At 43.8% G+C, this 20,349-nt stretch carries 16 protein-coding genes; all 16 read right to left on the bottom strand.

The features are described from left to right. Positions 1 to 9: 9 nt before the first annotated feature. A complete protein-coding gene (locus DWX28_RS14770; RefSeq protein ID WP_118253421.1) occupies positions 10 to 2,160 on the bottom strand; it encodes a leucine-rich repeat protein in 2,151 nt (716 codons plus the stop codon). Continuing rightward, a complete protein-coding gene (locus DWX28_RS14765; protein WP_118253419.1) occupies positions 2,160 to 2,732 on the bottom strand; it encodes a hypothetical protein in 573 nt (190 codons plus the stop codon). The genes DWX28_RS14770 and DWX28_RS14765 overlap by 1 nt, the downstream gene beginning before the upstream one ends. Before the next feature lie 712 nt (positions 2,733 to 3,444). After that, positions 3,445 to 4,230 carry a class B sortase gene (gene srtB, locus DWX28_RS14755; RefSeq protein ID WP_118253414.1) on the bottom strand — a complete coding sequence of 262 codons (786 nt, stop codon included), beginning with the start codon at positions 4,228 to 4,230 and terminating at the stop codon, positions 3,445 to 3,447. 68 nt (positions 4,231 to 4,298) lie between these two features. Continuing rightward, positions 4,299 to 10,817 (bottom strand): SpaA isopeptide-forming pilin-related protein, encoded by a 6,519-nt coding sequence (locus tag DWX28_RS14750; protein WP_330417679.1) that lies wholly within the window; start codon positions 10,815 to 10,817, stop codon positions 4,299 to 4,301. Positions 10,818 to 10,971: 154 nt separating this feature from the next. Continuing rightward, entirely contained in the window at positions 10,972 to 12,237 is a 1,266-nt protein-coding gene (locus DWX28_RS14745) for a hypothetical protein (RefSeq protein WP_118253411.1), read from the bottom strand. Positions 12,238 to 12,301: 64 nt separating this feature from the next. Further along, positions 12,302 to 13,462, bottom strand: coding sequence for an ERF family protein (locus tag DWX28_RS14740; RefSeq protein WP_118253408.1), 1,161 nt, complete (start codon positions 13,460 to 13,462; stop codon positions 12,302 to 12,304). 36 nt (positions 13,463 to 13,498) lie between these two features. Continuing rightward, positions 13,499 to 14,212, bottom strand: a complete 714-nt coding sequence (locus DWX28_RS14735) for a hypothetical protein (protein ID WP_117639912.1) — start codon at positions 14,210 to 14,212, stop codon at positions 13,499 to 13,501. A gap of 16 nt (positions 14,213 to 14,228) precedes the next feature. After that, positions 14,229 to 14,747 (bottom strand): hypothetical protein, encoded by a 519-nt coding sequence (locus tag DWX28_RS14730; protein ID WP_015525057.1) that lies wholly within the window; start codon positions 14,745 to 14,747, stop codon positions 14,229 to 14,231. A gap of 56 nt (positions 14,748 to 14,803) precedes the next feature. After that, positions 14,804 to 15,916: a hypothetical protein gene (locus tag DWX28_RS14725; RefSeq protein WP_117738856.1), complete on the bottom strand. Its 1,113-nt coding sequence runs from the start codon at positions 15,914 to 15,916 to the stop codon at positions 14,804 to 14,806. A gap of 18 nt (positions 15,917 to 15,934) precedes the next feature. Next, positions 15,935 to 16,066: a hypothetical protein gene (locus tag DWX28_RS20280; RefSeq protein ID WP_005423021.1), complete on the bottom strand. Its 132-nt coding sequence runs from the start codon at positions 16,064 to 16,066 to the stop codon at positions 15,935 to 15,937. Between the two features lie 476 nt (positions 16,067 to 16,542). Next, positions 16,543 to 16,770, bottom strand: coding sequence for a cold-shock protein (locus DWX28_RS14720; RefSeq protein ID WP_005423033.1), 228 nt, complete (start codon positions 16,768 to 16,770; stop codon positions 16,543 to 16,545). 113 nt (positions 16,771 to 16,883) lie between these two features. Further along, positions 16,884 to 17,225: a hypothetical protein gene (locus tag DWX28_RS14715; protein ID WP_147342110.1), complete on the bottom strand. Its 342-nt coding sequence runs from the start codon at positions 17,223 to 17,225 to the stop codon at positions 16,884 to 16,886. Positions 17,226 to 17,346: 121 nt separating this feature from the next. Then, complete coding sequence (locus tag DWX28_RS14710) at positions 17,347 to 18,036, bottom strand: hypothetical protein (protein WP_118235518.1); 690 nt, start codon at positions 18,034 to 18,036, stop codon at positions 17,347 to 17,349. A 68-nt stretch (positions 18,037 to 18,104) separates the two neighbouring features. Further along, positions 18,105 to 18,761, bottom strand: a complete 657-nt coding sequence (locus DWX28_RS14705) for a hypothetical protein (RefSeq protein ID WP_117592333.1) — start codon at positions 18,759 to 18,761, stop codon at positions 18,105 to 18,107. Positions 18,762 to 18,779: 18 nt separating this feature from the next. Next, positions 18,780 to 19,232, bottom strand: coding sequence for a zinc-finger-containing protein (locus DWX28_RS14700; RefSeq protein WP_055066318.1), 453 nt, complete (start codon positions 19,230 to 19,232; stop codon positions 18,780 to 18,782). Between the two features lie 91 nt (positions 19,233 to 19,323). Further along, positions 19,324 to 20,286: a S1 RNA-binding domain-containing protein gene (locus DWX28_RS14695; protein WP_199611838.1), complete on the bottom strand. Its 963-nt coding sequence runs from the start codon at positions 20,284 to 20,286 to the stop codon at positions 19,324 to 19,326. Positions 20,287 to 20,349: the final 63 nt, after the last annotated feature.

The following is a 20,349-nucleotide window of genomic DNA, read 5'->3' as shown; positions in this document are numbered from 1 at the left end:
AACTCTTAATTATTTTACCTTGACAGTCACTTTAACGGATTTAGATCCGGATTTTACTGTTATTTTTACAGTACCTTTTTTCTTTCCGGTTACAACGCCCTTGGAAGAAACGGTTGCAATCTTTTTGTTGGAACTTGTATAAGTAACCTTCTGACGGGATGTGAATGGAGTTACGACTGGCTTCAGTGTCACTCTCTTTCCTTTCCGAACAGTTACATTTTTGGATACTGTGATTTTTGAGGTTTTTACTGCTGCTGTCTGAACTCTTACCTTAACGGTCTTCTTCAGTCCACTGGCAAGGGTAATCTGCAGTTTCGCAGTTCCACTCTTTTTGCCAGTGATCTTGCAGGTTCCGTTAGACTTGCCGCTTACTGTGAAAATCTTTCTATTAGAAGATTTCCAGGATTTCACATAATCACCTTTTGCAAGTCTGGTAACTTTAAGTCTGGAAGTAGACTGTTTTACTTTTAAGGTTACAGTAGAAGCGTTAAGAGTTGCTTTCGGTGCAAGCTTTTTACCTACATTTCTGGTTTCACTCTTATTGCATGCAGAGCATTTTCTGGTCTGAACTTCTGGTTTAAATACTGTAGCTGCTGCTGTTCTTTTCCAGTTGCTCCACTTGTGACCTGTTGCTTTGATGGTTTCTGTCTTTGTTTCATCACATCTGCTACAAGTATAAGTAAGCGTGCCATCTGCTGTGCAGGTTGCTTTCTTTGTTACCTTGGAGACGAAATCATGTCCAAGTGCCGGAATCTCCTGCACGTCTTCTTTTGCATCACAGACTGTACAGTGTTTACTCTTTTCACCAGCTTCAGAGCAGGTAGCTTCCTTATCCACTACATAATCTTCTGACCATGTATGTCCGGTTGCGGGAAGTTTATTTTCATCAGTTGGATAAGAATAATGTTCACCGCATACTTCACAAACACCTACTTCTTTCCAACCATCTTCTGTACAAGTTGCTGCTTTTGCTTCTACTGTGTCAGCCTTACAATGAACAGCAATTGTATCTGCAATTTCAGCATCTTCTGATACATTTTTCCATTCTTCTGCAGTTCCTGGATAGCAGATTCCTACCAAATTCTCGCAATCTAATACTCCGTATGCCAAAGTTAAATCCTTAGTGGTAAAAGCAACCTTTGTCAGTCCTGCCCCTTGAAATGCCATTCCATTCAAAATTGTTACATTTGAAAAATCAAACGAAGTCAAAGATGCGCATGATGCAAAAGCAGATGCTCCAACCTTTTTTACGCCTGTTATAGCACATGTAGATAACGCAACACACCTTTTAAATGTCTGTCGTGGCAATTCTTCAATTGGTTTCTCACATAAAAATGTTGTAAGACTTCTGCAACCGGAAAATGAAGCATCTCCCCAGTTTATAATGTCTTTCACAGATACCGATTTCAAATTAGTACAACTTTCAAATGCTGAACCACCTATTTCAACCTGTTCTTTATCAAACACAGCCTGTTCTATGCCAGTTCCTGCTAATCCACCTTGTTCAATTTTTTCTACATCATTTAAATTGATTGTCTGTAAAGCAGCAACATCACAAAATGAAGCATTACCAATTGTTGTAACCGTAGACGCAAGATCTACTTCTTTCAAATTAGGCCAATCTGAATACGTATTATCAAAATTGTTCTGACCTATTTTAGTAATACCCTCACCTATTACAACTTTTTCTACTTCTTTTGTTTTATTTTTTAATGCTAAAGCCCATTGAGCTGTGCTTCCTGATTGATTATTTGATGGCATCTCTGCTGTTCCAGAACACTTAAAATATAATGTTTTGTTACTTTCATCATACTTAAAAGAAATACTAGATTCTTTCTCCAATGTCGTCCAGCCATCCTCAGATGTTTCACCATCACCTACTGCAACAACACTACCGCTTCCATCTCCAAAATCTTCCTCGATATCAGGAAATTGTGCAGTATCAAAATCATCAGTTGCTTCTGCTGTTGTAGCCACCTCATCAATATCATCTTCAATAAAATCAGTGTCCGCTGCTTCGTCATCAAAAGACTCCTCTTCTAATAAGTCTTCTGAGACTTCTTCTATAACTTGGGTTTCATCAGAAGAAGCCATTACTGGGCTGGATACCGAAAATGCCATTGAAAGGCTTAAGATAACTGCTAAATATTTTCTTTTCATCACTGATTATCCTCTTTTGCCGGAGTTCCCCAAGCAAACTCAGAATGATCATAGCTTAATACCATAGAAAAGACATCATCATCCTTTAAATTAGCTGGTACTAATGTCTCACCTAATGTAGTCTCCGGATATTTTGCAACATCATATCCAAGATTATCTCCTGTATACCACATCCAAGAATCTCCCTTCCAAATAGCACCAATTGTATTACCTGCTGCGTCTTTGTTTACATTATGATTTGCACCATTATTTTCCCACAGAATATCGCCATATCCAACAGATGTAAGATAATTTGGATTTTTTTTATCCCATGTAGTAGTTAATCCTGCATCTTCTGCCATCTCAAGGGCTTTTTTATAAGTCATACCAGAAGTTACACCTTTTACTTTTACTACCGGATTCAGACCAAACGGATTCGGTGTTACTGTTCCTTCATAAGTATTTGTTGAACTGGTCTGTGTCCATTTTCTTACATAAACGTTCATAGTTGCTGCGGAAGCCATTACGCTGGAGCTTAATGTCATTGCGGATGCTAATGCTACAGCTGCTAATTTTTTGAATGTTTTTCTCATTTTGTTCTCTCCTTTTCTTTTTGAATACTCATTTTTTGTAGTTCCTCCTTAGGACAGCGGTTTCTGTCCCGTACAAATCGCGAGTCTGGATCTGCCTTTCTCCTCCTCTCCCGTATTGGGAATATCCTGGTGTTCTGAGATGTGATGGTAACGTGCGGTTTTTCTTGCAAAAAAATAAGCCGCACCCTACGCATGGCACGACCCAGTCACAAAATACCCGTGCCGCCCTGAAACCGAGGGTTGATACACAATATCGTAGGGATAGACCTGACTTGTAGCTTTTGCTCATCACAGTAGCGTTCCTGTGTCGGATTTTCACCGAACTTCCTATATATGAGTCTTTGACGAACCACTCATATATAAAATCTCTACAATATTACCTTTTTTAATAGAATAACTTTTTTTCCATATTTTGTCAATCATTTTTTCTTGAAATAGCAGAAAATAGCAGAAAACGTCATATGTTTTTATAAACAAAATTCGAGAAAAATTGACATTTTTCTTTTCAATTTTAAAAGTAGTCGTAACTAACATCACTTTTCTTTCTTCTTTTTTCTGCAATCATATTTCCATCAAAGTGCCATTTTACACCATTCCTGCAATAAAAAAAGGCCTTTCCGGATAGACCATGATTGTCCCTGTCCATCCAGAAAGGCCTGAAAATTAATATGTTATATTTTGTAGAAATTGTCTATTAAATTCCTGCAAGCATTTAAATAAAATCGTGGGTTTCGTTTTCCACAAACTTTCCCTCTAAGAAAGCAAGATCATCCGTAGCTTTCTGTACTTCTGCTTCCTCATCAGAATATTCTATCTGTTCACTTTTCTCTTCCTGCCTTTCACACCATACGACCAGACGTTTGGAGGCATCTGTCCCACAGGTGGAAAGCAGTAGCGTTGGAACTTCCTCCTGCGTTCCAAGTAAAAAAGCATCTCCATCTGCCGGTGTATACTCGCATTTTACGACCACAAAGATCCACACCCCTTCATCCGGAAGATACAGATAGAGGATCTGGTGTTCTTTTAAGAATTCATCGTCAAGGAAATTTCGAAGTCCGCGGAACATGCTGCCATCTTTCATATTGTGCCCATAAATGATGTTCTTGTCATCAGAAAAATCGGCATTGTTATCGGAATCCAGGAAAATGGCCCCTGCCACATTCTCTGTCTTCTTAAAAGTATGTGTCAGGTAATAGGAGTCATCGTTTCCCTGAACTACCGGGTAATCAATGCTGGTATCCGGGATCCGGATCCATGCAACGATATCCGGATTGATCTTTTTTAATGCCTTAAAATCAACCACGGTCTGTTTCCCATCGCTTCCGTCTGTTCCTTCTGTGGGGTCATCCTCATCTGTTTCCTTGACGTATGTACGCAGGTCTTCATATTCCTGCACACCCTCCCGGTACATAAAGTAAATGCCAAAGCCGGTACATACACAAAAGCTGAGTACCATCAGGCAGACTGCCACGATCATGATTTCTTTTATGTGTCTCATACAAACCTCCGATTATTCTTCCTGAAAAAAGGGCTGCCGGTAAATCGAGCAGCCCTGAACCGTATTCCTTAATTTCCTTTTTTCTTCTTATACCAGATCACGCCGCCAATGCCGCAGGCAGAAAGGACTGCCAGAAGGATCGGAAGCCAGATGTTGGTGCTGTCCCCTGTTTTCGGGCTGTTTCCTGTCGGTGTGCTGCCGGAAGGGGATTTGGTGTTTTTGATCTCTTTTACGATCTCGATCACCTTGGTTTTTCCGTCTTTGTATTCAAAGCGGATCTCTTCTTTTTTGCTGCTTAATTCATAACCATTTGGTGCTTTGGTCTCTACCAGGATATATTCCACGGTTTTCTCTACTTTTCCATTTTTATAAGTAGCAATCGGAATCTTGCCGCTTGTCGCTGTTCCGGTCTTATCCGTTACCAGTTTTTCTACGACTTTTCCGCTTTCTTTTTCCCGCAGCTCAAATTCTGCTCCTGGAAGGGCTGCCTTACTGGTGGAATCGGTCTTTTTGATGACCAGTTTTCCATACGGATGTGCATCCTTCATTTTGACTTTCTGTACTTTTCCAGTATCTTTTACCGTAAATTTCACATCTTCCGCAATGAGGTATCCATCCGGGGCCTGCTCTTCACGAAGGGTATATTCGCCTACCGGAAGTTTTTCGACCATATGCGGTTTATCCTTGGACGTCCAGCTTTCAACTTTCTTTCCATCTTTATCCAGGATGATCAGTTTTGCTCCCGGTACCTCACTGGAATCCGTAATGTCTTTCTTGCTGATTTCCACTTTGGTCACATCATCAAGCATCTGGTGTTTCTGTACTTCTTTTGTGTTTTCGACGGTAAATTCAATACTTTCCGCAGTCACATAGCCATCTGCCGGCTTTGTTTCTGTCATCTTGTATTTCTTTCCTACGATAAGGCCCTTGATGATATGTGCTTCCTCTTTGGATACCCATTCATCCACCGTATTTCCATCCTCATCTGTTACCTTTAAGGATGCTCCCGGAAGTTCTTTTTTGTCTGTCAGGTCTGCTTTGGAAAGTTCTACTGTGGTCTGTTCATCTTCAAAGGTGAACGCATACTCTGCAACACTGGTTCCACTGCCCTGATACTCAAAGGTGAATTCCTGCGGTTCCTGGTCTGTCACATAGCCATCCGGGGCGGCAAGTTCCTTAATGTAGTACCTGCTGTCAACCGGGAGATCTGCAACAAACTGGATCTTTCCATCCTCATCTGTGGTTTTCAGTTCGATCAGGGTGTCTTTCGCAAGGAGTACTTTGCCTTTTGAAGATACGATGTCGTCTGCTGCATAGAGGCCAAAGATTGCCCCGGAAAGTACTTTGTCACTGTCCTTTTCTTTTTTCAGGACTTCCACCTGTACCCTCTGGCGCGCATTCTGCCAGTCGGCACTATAAGTAACCAGAGATGTATCCTGGTCACGGTATGTAAGATCCACATATCTTGGTTCATTATCCAGAACGTAGCCATGTGAGGTCTCTTTTTCCACGATGTAATAGCGTCCAAGCGGGAGGTTATCCATCTGGGCGATGCCATTTCCATCTGTTGTAATGGAGCCGACCAGTTCATCTGCCGCATAATAATCTGCACTTACCCCGTCTGCTGCACGGATGGCTTCTGCCGCGTAAACATTGAAGGTTACATCAGTCAGGTTTCCAGTCACATAGTTGAACAGGTGCTCGATCATGCCTTTTGCATTGTCAAGAAGGGATACGCTGTCTAAGAATTCCCCTTTCTTGTTTACCAGAAGTCTTGCTACCGGGACTTCATCTTCCATTTTGACTTTTTGTACTTCTGCAGTATCAGAGATCGTAAACTCTACGTCTGTTGCACATAAGTAGCCATATGGTGCAAGCTCTTCACGCAGAATGTAAGTTTTTCCAACCTGAAGTCGCTTGATCACATGTGGGGAATCCTTTACGGATGTCCAGGAATCGATCACGTTGCCGTCCTTATCCAGTACACTCATGGAAGCCCCGTCAAGTTCTGTTCCGGTCGTGATATCTGCTTTTGTTACTTCTACCGTTGTCGGCTGGTTTTTCTTCACGGATTTTAATTTGATCGTTTTTACGTCCTGGCCCTGGTATGTGGCATCAAATTCCAGGATCTCATCGGAAGATACATAACCCGCCGGCGCCTGCAGCTCTTTCACATAGTATCTGCCAAGCGGAAGATCCAGCGTAAACGCTGCCTTACCTTTTTCGTTGCTTGTGATCTCCTGAAGCAGTGTATCTGCTTTTACAATCACCTTGTCGCCGGAAGAAATTGCTTCTTTATTGTATAATCCAAAGGTTGCACCTTTTAAAGCCTTTCCGGTTTCGGCATCCTGTTTTTCCACACTCAGCTCTACTTTCTGGCGTTCATTGGAAAATTCCAGTTTTTCTTCGATCTCCGGTGTGTTCTGATCCTTATAGATAAAGGATACTTCCTGACTGTCTGGATTTAAGGCAAATCCGGACGGTGCTTTTGTTTCTTTCACACGGTATTTTCCAAGCGGAAGATCTCTGATAACAGCTTCCCCATTTTTATTAGTGGTCACTGTTTTTACCAGGGTATCCTTTGCATAGATCACGTGACGGTTTCCCTGCTCGTCCACCTGATGATCCGGTGTGAAAATATCTTCTGCTGCGTAGATTTCAAATTCTGCCCCTTCCAGGGAAGTTTCTTCGTATACAAAATCCTTTTTAAAGGATTTTAAGGTTTCACCGGATTTATGGATCACCAGTTTACCTTTGACCGGATGGTTTTCATAGGTTACGGTAATGATGGCATCCCCGCTGACGGAATCCATCTGATAAGCTGTATTCTTGTCAACTTTGATCTCCACATACTGGGTATTCTGGGTGTAGCCATCAGGCGCTCTCACTTCCTCAATCCTGTAATTTCCGCATTTTAAGGATTCCGGAAGGATCAGGTAACCATTTTCGTCCGTAAAATAGGATTTATGGACAACCGTATTTGGATAGGTCGTTACCTGTTCCACGTACTTTTTCGCATCCAGGTCGTACACTTTGAATTCTGTATTGGCAAGGAGGACCGGCTGTTTGGTCTCATCATCCTGTTTCACGATCTTAAGCTTTGCTTTGAACTCATCGTCCAAAAGGACTCTCCATACCTGCGGTGTGCTGCTGTTCTCGGTTACGGTTACGATAAAATCATCTACCGGCATGAAATTATGCGGTGTTGTGGTCTCACGGACAATGTAGCGTCCATAAGGAATCGGGATGCTGCACGCATAGCCGCGTTCATCGGTAAACATTTCTGTTTTTCCATCTTCCGTAAGAACGATCGGGGTCGCATTTGTAAAGTCATAGCTTCCATCGTCCTTTACAGTCAGGCTGCTGATCAGATAAGCAGAGAATCCGGCACCTTTTAAAAGGTCCGCATCGGTCTTATCATTATCCGCTGCTTTAATCAACTGGAATGGCTGTTTGATCACGTCTTCTTTGGAAACGGTATTTCGTTTTACCGTCTCTACCTGGTCTCCTTCGTAGTTACAGTTTACATCATGCTCCTCTTCGTCCAGAAGATAACCTACTGGAGGCGTGATCTCCTTCAAATAATACTTTCCAAGATACAGATTGCTTACGCTTGCTTTTCCCTCTTTATCGGTCGTCAGGGTAGCTACCTGTTCGTCCTTTTTATAAAGGACTCCGCTCCTGCCATCCGGATGGTTAATGTCTTCCCTTGCATAGAGCCCGTAAATGGCTCCTTCAAATACGGCATCTCCCTGTGCGCTGTTTCCTGTCTCGCTGTCTTCTTTTACCAGGTCGATTGTTGCATTTACACGCTTATTTGTAAAGGTATGGCTAAAGTTTACCTTTTCTTCCTTATCATTGGTGAACTTAAAAGTGAAGGTGTAAGTATCCTCACTGTTTCTAAGGTAAAGTTCCGGTGCCTGGATCTCCCGGATGCTGTAGCTGTAATTAATCGGAAGTTCCGCTTTATAAGAAGCTTTTCCATCGGCTCCGGTCGTTGCTTTTTCGATCAGGGTTCCTTTGGGAACAACGGTCTTACCATCAACTTTGATATCTTCTGCTGCATACAGCCCGTAGATGCCTCCGGAGAGCGGATTTTTTGTCTCTTCGTCCTGCTTTTCCACACGGACTGCAGCCTTCTGGCGTTCATTTAAAAATGTTGCACTGACAGTCTGCACTTCTACGGTCTGGCCTGCATACACAAGCTCAACAGTCTTAGACTCTCCTTTGCATACATAATTATCCGGAGCCTTCGTCTCGGTTACTGTGTAGGTGCCAAGATAGAGATCTTTTAACGTAACGCTTCCGTCATCTCCGGTAACCAGATTATCCTTGACAAGCGCACCTTTTTTATAGATGAGGGTGCCATCTGCCGCCTTGATATCTGCACCTGCATAAACACTGTAAACGGCTCCTTTCAATTTCTGTTTTTCGTAGGTAAATGTCACACCATTTTCCGTGACGGCAGCTCCGGTGAGCACTTCTCCTTCTTTATAAATGGTGAGTGCACCCTTTTGCTCTTTATCCGTTAAGTTCTTGGAAGCGGTCTGCCCCACGACCAGCTTTACCCCATAGGCTTTCGTATCCAGCACGTATCCGGACGGGCCTGAAATCTCACGAAGGTAAACGGTATCCTGTGTTTTGGTGATCTTTACTTCGGATTCCCCTTTTGCATTTGTTGCCGGCATTTTTTTGATAAGTTTCGTGCAGGCTTCATCTGCATAGATGCCGTAAACGGCACCTGCAAGGAGCGCGTTGCTTCCCTTATCTTTTTTGATGATCTTGACCGTTGCTTCATCCGGCCAGTCTACCTCCAGGTTCAGCTCCAGTGTATCGGTATAATATCCAAATCCGATATCCTGGCTGTTCGCCAGCTTTAAGAGCATGGCATGGAAATTAAGCGGATAGTTGGATGTGATCGCATATTTTCCTTTCAGGCTTCCAATATTCTGGGTGGTTGCTTCCAGATGGAATTTTTCACCGCCCTTTACGCTCACATTTCCGGTCCCGGTTTTTCCTGTCGTCTCATTTACAAGGGAGACCCCGTTTTCCAGATGGATCGTGATCACAAAAGTTGCATTTGCCTTCCATGTAAATGTCGGGCTCTGGTTTCCATTTGCAGAAGCACTGAGCCCTGGTGTCAGTTCCATGGTCGTTGGATCCGGCATCTTTGCAAGGGCTGCCTTGATCTCTTTTAACATGTTTTTGGCAGTTGTCGAAAGGGAGCCGCCAAATCCGGATTCCCCGTCATATAAATAATCGACCAGATAATGCTGCATTGCACGGGTCTCGGAGGAACAGCCGTATTTTTCCATGATGGATTTGATATTATAGCCGTTGAATGTGCCGCCCCATCCGGGACCGCCATATCCGTAAAACATGGCCTTCCTTAAATAACGGTCATCGCCGCCTTCATCCAGTTCGACCATATTTTTATAAGTCGTTCCACTTGGCGGGGACTGTTTACTGTGCTGCATGCAGTATGCATAGACGGTATAAGTCTTTCCGCCTGCTTTGTAACGGATATACTTATAGGAATCATTTCCGCCCTGTCCCATAACAGAATCAAACGGATGCAGTTTTCCATCTGAATAATAGTAATAGGTATTAGCTTCAATGTCTGTTGAATCATCCCACAAGTCTCCATCGGAAGCTGCCACGGTACTAATACCGCCCTCAGCCTGGTCATATAGCACACTTAATGCAACATCATCTTCCGGCATCTCAAAGCTGAAGGAATTTGTTCCCTCATCGTAGCTTACTTCTGCATACAGAAGATCTTCGGTATTCTCTGTCTGGTTTGCTTCGACAAGACTTGTTCCCACTGCGATCAGGCTTCCCTGCGGGATATCACCGGAAAAGTTGACCATCTCCCCCGTCTGGTAACGTCCGTCCTCGTGGTCCAGTTCAATATTGAATTCATTTCCCTGTACGATGTCAACCTGATGGCTTCCATCCTCTGGTTCCTCATCGGAAAATCCTTCTGCTTCCTCTTCTTCTGGCTCCTCCGTTTCTTCCGGCTCTTCCAGAGTTTCCGGGGCATCTTCCGGGCTTATGGTCGGGAGGACGGGGTCTGCCTCCGGTTCGTCATCGCCGGTTTCCTGTTCCTGACCGCCATTGGATCCGTCTGTTTCTGCTTCTCTTGGTGTCACAGTAATGTTTCTGGCAACCAGATAGACTTCCCCCGATGCGGGCGTAACAAGATATACGCATTTATAGGTCCCCGCATGGTTATAATCAAATACAGTCCCGTCTTCCATTGCTGCTTTTTTCAGTTCCACATGGTCTCCGTCAGAGAGTTTCAGTCCTGTAAAATCATTCTGGATATCAAAGGCTTCCCCTTCGGTAACCATAAGCGCAAGTTCCGGATCAGCAACGGTTTCCTCGATCAGTTCCTCCTCGCTTTTCTCCGTCTGCGTTTCTGTCTGCGTTTCTGTCTGTACCTCGATCTGCGTCTCGCTCTGTGCGGAAACGCCTCCCACCTCAGCGGCGGATACTGCAGAAGCTCCCGTCTGCAAGAGCGTAGTGCAGCACAGAGCAAAAGCCATCGCACCCGCCATCCATCTTTTCTTCCAGTTTTTTTCCAAGTGCACGTTCTCCTTTCATGATCGCTTTTTTCCCTGCAGTTTTCTTTTGGTCCGTCTCTTATCTGCATCGCTTTCTCCTTTCTTCCGGCTTTTTCAGCCAGATAAAAAGGAAACTGAAAAAAATTCCAGTTTCCCTTTTATCTGACCAAACATTTTATGCCGTCTTCCTGTGTCCTTTTTCCTCTTTTCGAAGGATCCAGTCATCCACGCCTTTGTAGTGTTCCATCCAGGTACCGGATGCATCGGTATCCCAGGTGACTCTTTTGCAGGATACATTCAGTTCCTCACAGATCTCATATAGTTTTATACAGCCTTTTCGGATCATGTCCCGCTTTCTGCGCTTTTTGGGGCATTCTCCATGATACAGATAGATTCCATGTTCACATTGCCGGCACGCACTTTTTTCATCGTGCTTACAGGACAATTCCATCATTTTATCCATGTCGTAACATTCGTAAACTCTTTTTAACCCCTGCTCTTTCAGTTTTCGCAAGACAGTTTCCAGTCCTTTATGATTGGAGACTCCAGGGACTCCGATATAAGGATTTCCTGTACACATCCATGCGATCTCTGCCTTTAAGATACCTTCCGTTACGTAAACCGTGCCATCCTTTATTTTCCCAAACATTCCTGCCGGGCTGCCGCTTGATGTGCCTTTTTCTAAGCCGCTGCTGGTAAACCAGAGGTACTTCCGTTCTTTTAAAGGAACATCCAGCCGGATCTGGAATCCTATGATCCGTTCCTTCCCATCCCGGACCGGGCAAAGATACCCGTTATTCTTCCTATAAAAAGCAGCTTCCCAGTCACCATCCCGGTTGATGAAAAATCCAGGAACCCCATCCAGGCGAAATCCTTTTTTTAAGAGCTTTCTGGCAATGGTCACGGAATTCTCATCATCCGTACTTAAAAAACCTCGTTCTTCCATCTGTCTGACCTCATTTAACGTCAACCCACGTAAGAGAAGGTTCCTCCGGTGTGTTTCCTTAAGCTTAAGAAAAGTGAGCATCTCCTTATATACCTGGTCACGGTAATCCCATTCCTCTTCTGTAAGAAAAATGTGTTTCCTTTTAGAAACGATAGAAGCGAACCCATTTCGTGTCGTGGCCTGCTGCCTTTCATCCGTTCCAGGAAAAGAAAGTGCCTGACTTATCTCCCGGTAGGCTTCTTTATACCGGTTCCTTCCATAAATGCCGGATAGTTCCGCATACAGTGTCAGCATGTTCCCGGCCGCCCCGCAGTGATAGCAATGGTAAACATTCTTCAGTTCTCCATTTTTGCGGATGCAAAAACTGCATTTTCCTCTTAAATCCCCGCAAAAAGGACATTCCACCGGAAATTCGTCCTGGTAAGAATCACTCAGTCTTCGGATTGACAAAAGATCGGCTACTTCTGCGATCGTAAACGATTCTCTGGCATACATGCCTTCCTCCTTTTCATAAAAGATGGCCCCGTTCCCGGAGCCACCTCAAACTATTTCTCTGTTTTCAGGCTGCTTTTTGCATTTCCTTTTCATGATCCAAAAGAATCTTCGCAGCTTTCTGTATTTCCTGATTCTGGCCTTTGTAACGCTGTACCAGCCATTTGATCGTCTGGTAACCTCTGGCATCCTGCATCATTTCCCCAAGAGGGGTTCCGGCATAGACACCAAAATTGCAGATAACCTTTTCTGCCCACTTCACTTCATCCTCTGCATCCTCTTCGTGAGCCATATCCTCCAACACTTCCTCTGCAGTCTCTTCTGGTGTTTCTTCCTCTTCTTCTGCATCAAAAGAAATCTCATCATCTTCATCAAATGGAACTTCATCCGTTTCTTCTACTGCACGGAAACCGTCTGCATCCGTCTCGGCAGTAATTTCCTCATCTACGGAGATTTCCTCGGTCTGAACCGGATCTTCCGCTTTGGTTTCTTCATCGGAAAATTCTTCCAGTCCGCTTTCACTTTCTTCCATTCCAAAAGTCATCTGTCCAGGAAGGTTTTCTTCTGTATCCGTCACTGCATATTCCACTTTTACAGTACCTTCTGATATGGCATTTCCATCACGCAGTTTTTTACGATCCGTTTTCTTTTCCCTGACCGGTTCCGTTTGCTCCTGCTTTGCTGCGGTTTCTTTTCTTTCTGCCTTTTCCTGTTTCTTTTTCGGTTTTTCCGGTTTTACGGAAGCTTCCTGCTTCGGCATTTCTTCTTTTTCCGTCCCACGCATGTCCGGATCGTCTATTCCAGATGCCTGCATGATGTTGAATTTATTTAAGAAATAATACTTCAGGCCATACGTCCATGCCGCACCTTTTGCTTTATCCGGTGCTTCATTGGTTCCAATGACATGCAAAAAGCTCCTTACCTTGTCTCCCGGACGGTCTGCATTGGTCCAGCACAGCTCCAGGTCAGCCTCATATCTCCAGAGTGTTCCCATTTCCTTTAAAAACACGGAATTGCCCTGTTCGTCCATCTGTGTCGGTCTTTCACTTAAGATGTCAAAATCGACCCCGTATTTATTAAGGGCCGGTGTCAGGCATTCATAAATATCATCCAGTTTTACAAAATCATAAGTAACGTCCTCACTGTACCGTTTGCGGATCAGCTTCGGCACTTTCTTCCGGATCCTGATCATCTTCTGGTTCAGATTCATGTAATTGTATTTACCCATATTATTCGTTTCCTCCTGATTTTTTCATTTTTTATACTAAGCAGAACGCGGAAGGCTTACCTCCGGCCCTGTCCCAGTCTTTTTTAACATTTCTTCCATTTCCTCCCGGATACATCCGATACAGATCTTCTTTTTTGAGATCTCCGGAAGTTTTTCAAGCAGCCACTTCTGGGCGAAAAGCTCTGCTGCCCGCTGTGGGTTGCTTAAATATTCCAGAAACATCCAATCAGAAAATTCCCACTTCATATCCGCAAAATGAAACTGCGGCTGATAGATCAGATCCTCCGGCCGCTTTCCTTTTTTAATAAAACGGTCTGCATTTAGCTGGATATAAACCCTGCTGATCTCCGGGATCATCTGTGCAGCTGCATACCCGCCTTTTAACAAAAGTTCATCCCATTGTTCCCGGATAAGTTTCTTTCCAATGCGGCTTATCTGTGTTTCCAGTTTCGGGATCAGATCCTCACGCACAGGAAAACCAAAATCATCCGGTATCCCGATCGGCTTCAGAAAAAGATCTTCTGCTTCATAAAGGGAATACTCCGGCATGTGGATCACGGCACACCAGTTCCGGTCTGTTTTTCTGTTTTCCTTTAAACAGTCAAAGAAAAAGAAACAGTTTCCATATTTTGCCTTTATAAACAGCTGTCCGGAAAATTCTTTTACTTCACAATCCGGCGATTTCAGCCATGCGATCAGTTTTTCTGCCTCCCTGCTCTCTTTTAACCAATCCGGAAGTTTTCTATCCATCACATACCTCCGTAATTCAGATATATGGCAGGGAATACCTGGAATACACCATCTTTGCCCGTTTTAAAAATGCAGAGCCTTTTTCTGCTTTTGCAAACCATTCCACAAAAAACCGTGTCAGGTTCTGCTGCAGTGTCCGGTGGGTATCAAGGGCATAATCCACAAATTCCCCATATCCGTCCATACTTCCTGCAAGCAGGTAGCAGGTAAACATTTTTGCCATCTGCTCTTCATCTGAAGGATTGATCTCCATTTCCTCTGCACCTTCATACACCAGGCGCACCCTTTCTGGCTGTTCCTTTACATGCAGACACAGATCATCGGCCATCAGTTTCGATGCTTCGTTTCGAAGGTCGTAATATCTGACCTCTGAAAGACCTTTTAGCCAGGCAAACCCAAGATAAGTGTAATTGTCTTTTATTTCCTGCTGCTCTTTTGCCATGGACTCCATAAATTTTTTGTGTCCGGTGGGATGGCAGTTCAAGTATTCATCTACCAGCAGCCTTGCCACATCTTTTCCATTCGTAACCTTCATGTTTTCCTCCCATCAAAAAAAGACAGTCCATGCTGTCTCCATTCTTTTAAATCCTGTTAGTATTTTACAGTGCCAGGAATATCATATTCATGCCAGCGTTTTGACACACAGCCGGCAATTTTTTCTTCCAGAGCTAAAAGTCCTCTCTCATTCGTCTTTTCCTGCCTTGCAATGGTAATGGATTCACAGATCCCACAGTAGATCTCGTATGCGCTGCATGGCTCATCCCCAGTAGTAGCCTTAAACTGCTCCACGGTTTCTGCAAGCAGTTTTTTTCCAAATCCCGCCTGCTTCATGATCCCTGCCATGGCATTTGCCGGATGCTCGATCCAGATATCACACAGCCGCATGACCCCTTTTAAGACTTCCCGGTAGTAATCGAAGATCGACTCTATGTTTTCCGTGAAATCTTCCATTCCTTTACAGTTTTTGTGCGTAACCTTCAGGGCATTGCCAAGGATCACATTTCTTGTCGGCTCCTGCAGGGAATAAAAAATATTCGCTCCGGACACACCAACGTCTGACGTAGTGATCCGTACAACTGCTTTTATGTCCTTATCGGTCTTTCTTCCATAATTCTGCATCAGTTCCTTATAAACATCTGTAAGTTTCGTATCTTCCAGCTGCCAGGACGCCGTAACAGAATAATGGTCTGCATAGCCGTTTAAAAACGTTGCCTTCTCATAGTCCCCATGGATATATGCCGAGGTAACCATGTACATATCCGGCATGGATATGATGGCATAATCTTTTTCATCACCGGACAGGACTGCCCTTATTTTTCCTTCACAGAAACGGATCAGTGCTCTTCCTCTTGCAACCTTCAGGCATTTATTCAAGATCTCTGCCAGTGTTTTCTTATCGACATCTGCCAGGGCTTTGCCATCAATCCTGGCCCGTCCTTTCAACGATTTGATTGCTGAATTTCCTATATAACAGATCCTCTCGGGCAGGATAAGAACCAGCCTGGAATGAGATAAGGTATCTTTTTCCAGTGCTTCCAGGGAAATGCCCGGAACCTCTGTACAGGTTTCCTCTCCTGCAGCTGCCACCTTTAATTTCTTACTGGTGACCCGGATCCATTCTGCCCGGCTGTCTATCTCTTCCAGATACTCGCACAGTTCCTTTTCTGTCCGGAACTCCTTATAAAAGTCATCTTTATAATACATAATGTCCGCCTTTCCACGCTAGCTGAAAATCCGGACTTCAACAGCCTGTATCTTTCCATCTTCGATGCAAAATACATAGCCGTCTTCTGCCATCTCCATAAGCATTCCAATTTCCAGTGCATTTGCGTTTTCCCATTTAATTGTCTCCATAATCGACCCTCCTGATTTTACAATGTGTTTTCTTTTTTTGATGTTCTTAAGGTATTTCTTTTTGCAGTTTCCTTAACTGACAGTTTCATTCGTGCTCCTCCTTTCTGCTTTTTATGCAATAAAAAAAGACACAAAAAGAATCTTCTTTCCTTCTTGCATCTTCCTTATATTTTGCATATCCATTTTTTCTCATTAAGGGCAAGACCGCCCCAAAGTGTTTCTTCCGGAATGTCCGGAACTAAAGAATAACCACAGTCTTTTATAGACTGTTAAATTATTTTTCATTTAAAGACTACCACAACATTTTGTGGTTGTCAATTAATTTTAACTATATATTGTGTTATTGCGTGAGTTATCTTTATTATTCTGCTACATGTTGTGACAGGCGGCATGATACCGCCTGTCTTTTCATCCGTCTGCATAAATGCATGTATCTGAGGGGAATAGGTAATCTGTACATGCACTATGAAAACGTCTTACTCAGCGTTTGGATCCGCCGGGGAAATATTTTTGGCAAGGCTTCGCCCGTTGGCATCCGTCCCTGCTTCAAAAAGGACCGGCTGGCCACCGCTTAATTTCCGGTATCCATCCATCTGGATCTCCGAAAAGTGGGCGAAATAATCAATCCCGTCTTCACCGGTGATAAAGCCGTATCCTTTCTGTGCGCTGAACCATTTCACGGTTCCCTGTAGTGTTTCTGACATATCCTTCTCTCCTTTGCTGTATTTCCCGCAATAGTCTTTTGCGGAAACAGGGCAGCATGGAATCGAACCATGCCTGGTGCTCCCCTCCCTGCTATAAAATGGATCTCTTCCTCTTATATTTCTTCGTTTCCCAAAAAAGTCCCGTTATTGAGTGCTGCATCCACCCGGCGGATTCCTACCAGCTTCTTTTCATTTATGCCAAAATAAAACCGGTAACGTTTTCCCTCCAAAACTTTTACGTTTTTATCCAGCAAAAGTTCATTCTGCCGTCCGGCCGGATCACTTACCCGGATCTTCCGTAATCTTGCAAAGGGATTTTTCCCGTCTATCCCGGTTACCAGCCCTTCCACGATTTCATAGGTCTTTTTATCCGCGGTGCGGAAAATAAGATATGTTCTTATAAACCCGATAATCCCAAGCAGGAAAGACCAGAAAATAAAAGTTTTATCTTTCATCCATGTTCCCATAAATGATCCGAAAAGCAGGATAAAAAGAGACAGGATACCATATCGCTGGATCTTGTCCTTAAAAAAACCCGGTATATTCTGATAACGTATGCCAAAATCTTCCAAGCATCTATACAGCCTGTGCCAATACGGATGTTCCGTTTGCTTCAAGGCAGTCCTCCCTTCTTATGTTGTCGATCACAAGCTGTTTCTTATAGTAAAGCTGCGCTACGCGGCTTATAAATTCCCTCTGTATCTGCTCCTGGAGGGAATCTTCCAAATGGGACTCCCTGCTTTTTGCTTTTTCTTTTAAGCATTTCAGATGATAGGAAACATCCCCTTCTCTTTGAAGATAGGAAAGTAGCTGGTATTCCTCTTCTGTAAGCAGCGGCTTTTTAAAAGCTCTCAGTGAAAACTTCAGTCCTTTTCCCATGGAAAGGGCTTCCATAAAATGCTTCATGCGTTCTGTCCGTGAAAAGGCCATGGGAGCCATGACTGACCGGCTGATAATGCTGTATACAGCTTCCTCTCTGGTACATCCTTCTGTCAGCACAACCAGGCCCCGCTTTACCAGACGGTTCAGGCAAAACTGAAAATCCTCTTTGTCCGCCCATTCCTGTGCCTGTTTTTCTCCAAGGCTAAATACAAGAAGACGATGCATCTGGGAATGGACCTTATCCTCTTCACAGAAAGACCAGGTGAGCGCAGCCCACAAAATAGTTTCCATTTCTGTAAGTACTTTTTCTTCCCCATCTACCCAGACACAAAACCTTCCATCTGCATCATCTTTTTTCATTCCGATTGCTGTATACCATCTCATGACATTTCCTCCTTGTCATTTTCACTCTTTCTAATCTCTGCTTCTGATCTGTTTTCTTTCATAACTTGTTACCCATACATCATCATTTCCAGGAGTTTTGGAAGTACATACCCCAAAAGCATGCCTGCTGCCGTACAGATTCCGATATTCGGCCGCCGCAGTTTCCATACTTCCTGTGTTTTGGTCCCGATAATCCTTGTTCTTCCCGGTACGATCCACCTGAGTTTCCGATAAAACTCCATGAATCCCTGATTGTCAAAGCCAAAGGATCGTACACAGAAAACATCCCGTTCCTGTTCTTCTTCATCCAAAAGGAAAAAGCTTTTCTGTTCTTTCCCTTCTTTTCGGATCACGATATAAAATTCCGGAACTCCCCGTCTGGTTCCTTCTACGATCTTATCCATCTCATCGTAAAAGATCCTGCAGGACTCATATTTTCCGTTTTTTTCCGGCTGGCAGACTGCCAGGCTGTCCTCTTCAAGTGCCATATAACAGTTTTCTGCCTCCATGATCCTCCGGCTGATTTTTATGGCCTGACGAAGAAGCAGGATTATCGCAAGCGCCAGTGCAGTACACAAATATGCAAGATCCCAGCATCTTTTCTGGTATATGAAAAAGTATGCGCTGATTCCCTCTGCCACACTGCATATTGCTGTCATAATGAAATACTGTTCTTTAAGGTCCATCAGATGATATACATCATCTTCTGTCGCCTGTAGTCTCAAGGGCATCCATCCTTTCCGTCATGCCACGCTTATTTTATCCGGGGATTTCTTTTTTTCCTCTCGGCTTTTTATATAGTCTGTACATTCCCGGATGGTCTGTTCACACAGGTAATAAGAAAATTTCCCGATATGTGTGTCCTTTTCCCGGAGATTCAAACGGTTCTGAAGCCAGATATATGTGCTGTGTTTGGTCATATAACCATTTTTCCAGATTGCATCCAAAGCTCTGTGTGCTTCGATCCGCTTATTACGCAGATTGCTGTCAGCCATGGTTCCCATGGGACGCATACTTTTTTTGTGTGCCCCAATGTATGAATCACAGGAAGGATAGCCGCTGCATACATACAGGTATTTCTCCGGATCCAGGTTGTTATCCCCATAGACATAGGCTGCCGGCCTAAGTACCCCGGGTCTTTTGCAATATGGACAGTACAAGGTTTCCCGCATCTGTTTTTTCTTCTTTTTTGCCATCTGACGTCACTCCTTTCCATCTTTATCTCCGATGTTAAAGAATTCCCTTTTTCTGTGTCAACAGAATTCTTTGAAAATCATAAAAACATTTTCAGGAAGCTCTTTTGATAAGCCTTGTGATAATACCTTCTGCCACTTCATAGTTGTCGTTGATGCGGGTCACCACAAATCCGATCTTATCTTTCTTTCCCGGAAGTGCGGACATATTGCAGGAATGTGCCACGGCATTGACTCCGATATCAAGGCGGATAAAATAGGTTCCCTTATAGACTTCCGTAATAATCCCTGTATATTTTCCCTGTTTATGGCATTTCCGGAGGTTATCTTTATTGATATTGGCTGTCGGACTCTTTGCATCCACTTCTATAATGATCTGGTCAACAGAGCTTGCTTCCACCTTATTGACCATGACCAGCACCAGATCACCTACCTGGAATTTTTCTCCGGCATCTACCATCCACTCCCAGGCCATGTCTCTGGCCCGGACAGATACTTCTACACCGAAGACTTCCAGGCGGACTGCTTTGGGAGCTACTGCGATCACCCTTGCTTCTACGATCCTGCCTTCATAGAGCATTGGTTTTTCTGTATCTTCCCCAAGGTAAAAAGTCTGTCTCTTTTTAAGCATTGCATCTTTTCTGGATGCTACAACACTCCGGCTCTTGTTATCTAGATCTTTGATGATGAAATCAATGTCACAGCCGAGCATGTTGTTAGCGATACGGACCTGACGGTTTAAGGTATCCGCGTTTTCACGCCCGTCTCCCTGAAGGTTGATCATCATTTCATTCATTGGGATAATGATCCGGAAACCATTAAAGTATGTAACAGCGACCATCCATCCACTCTCCAGTTTTTCAATGCCCCCAAGCTGGCCCGTCAGGATCTTTCTGGTACGATGTACATTCAAAAGCTGATGCCATCTGGCTTCTTCCTGTTCCTCCATGCTTTCAACCTGCGCGTCTACATCGATTGTCAAAACACCATCGTAGACCGCACGCGGAACATCTTTTTCCCCGTTTCCCGCCAAAACTGTTTTTTTGGTATCCTCCATATACTTCCTCCCTATATAGTCAAGTCTTTTTTCCTTGAAAATCAAGGATTTTTTAGTGTTTCA

Source organism: Blautia sp. AF19-10LB (genome assembly GCF_003461245.1).
Classification (GTDB): Bacteria; Bacillota; Clostridia; order Lachnospirales; family Lachnospiraceae; genus Blautia_A; species Blautia_A intestinihominis.
Note: the sequence above shows the minus strand (reverse complement) of the source record. Positions and strands in the feature narration are given on the sequence as shown.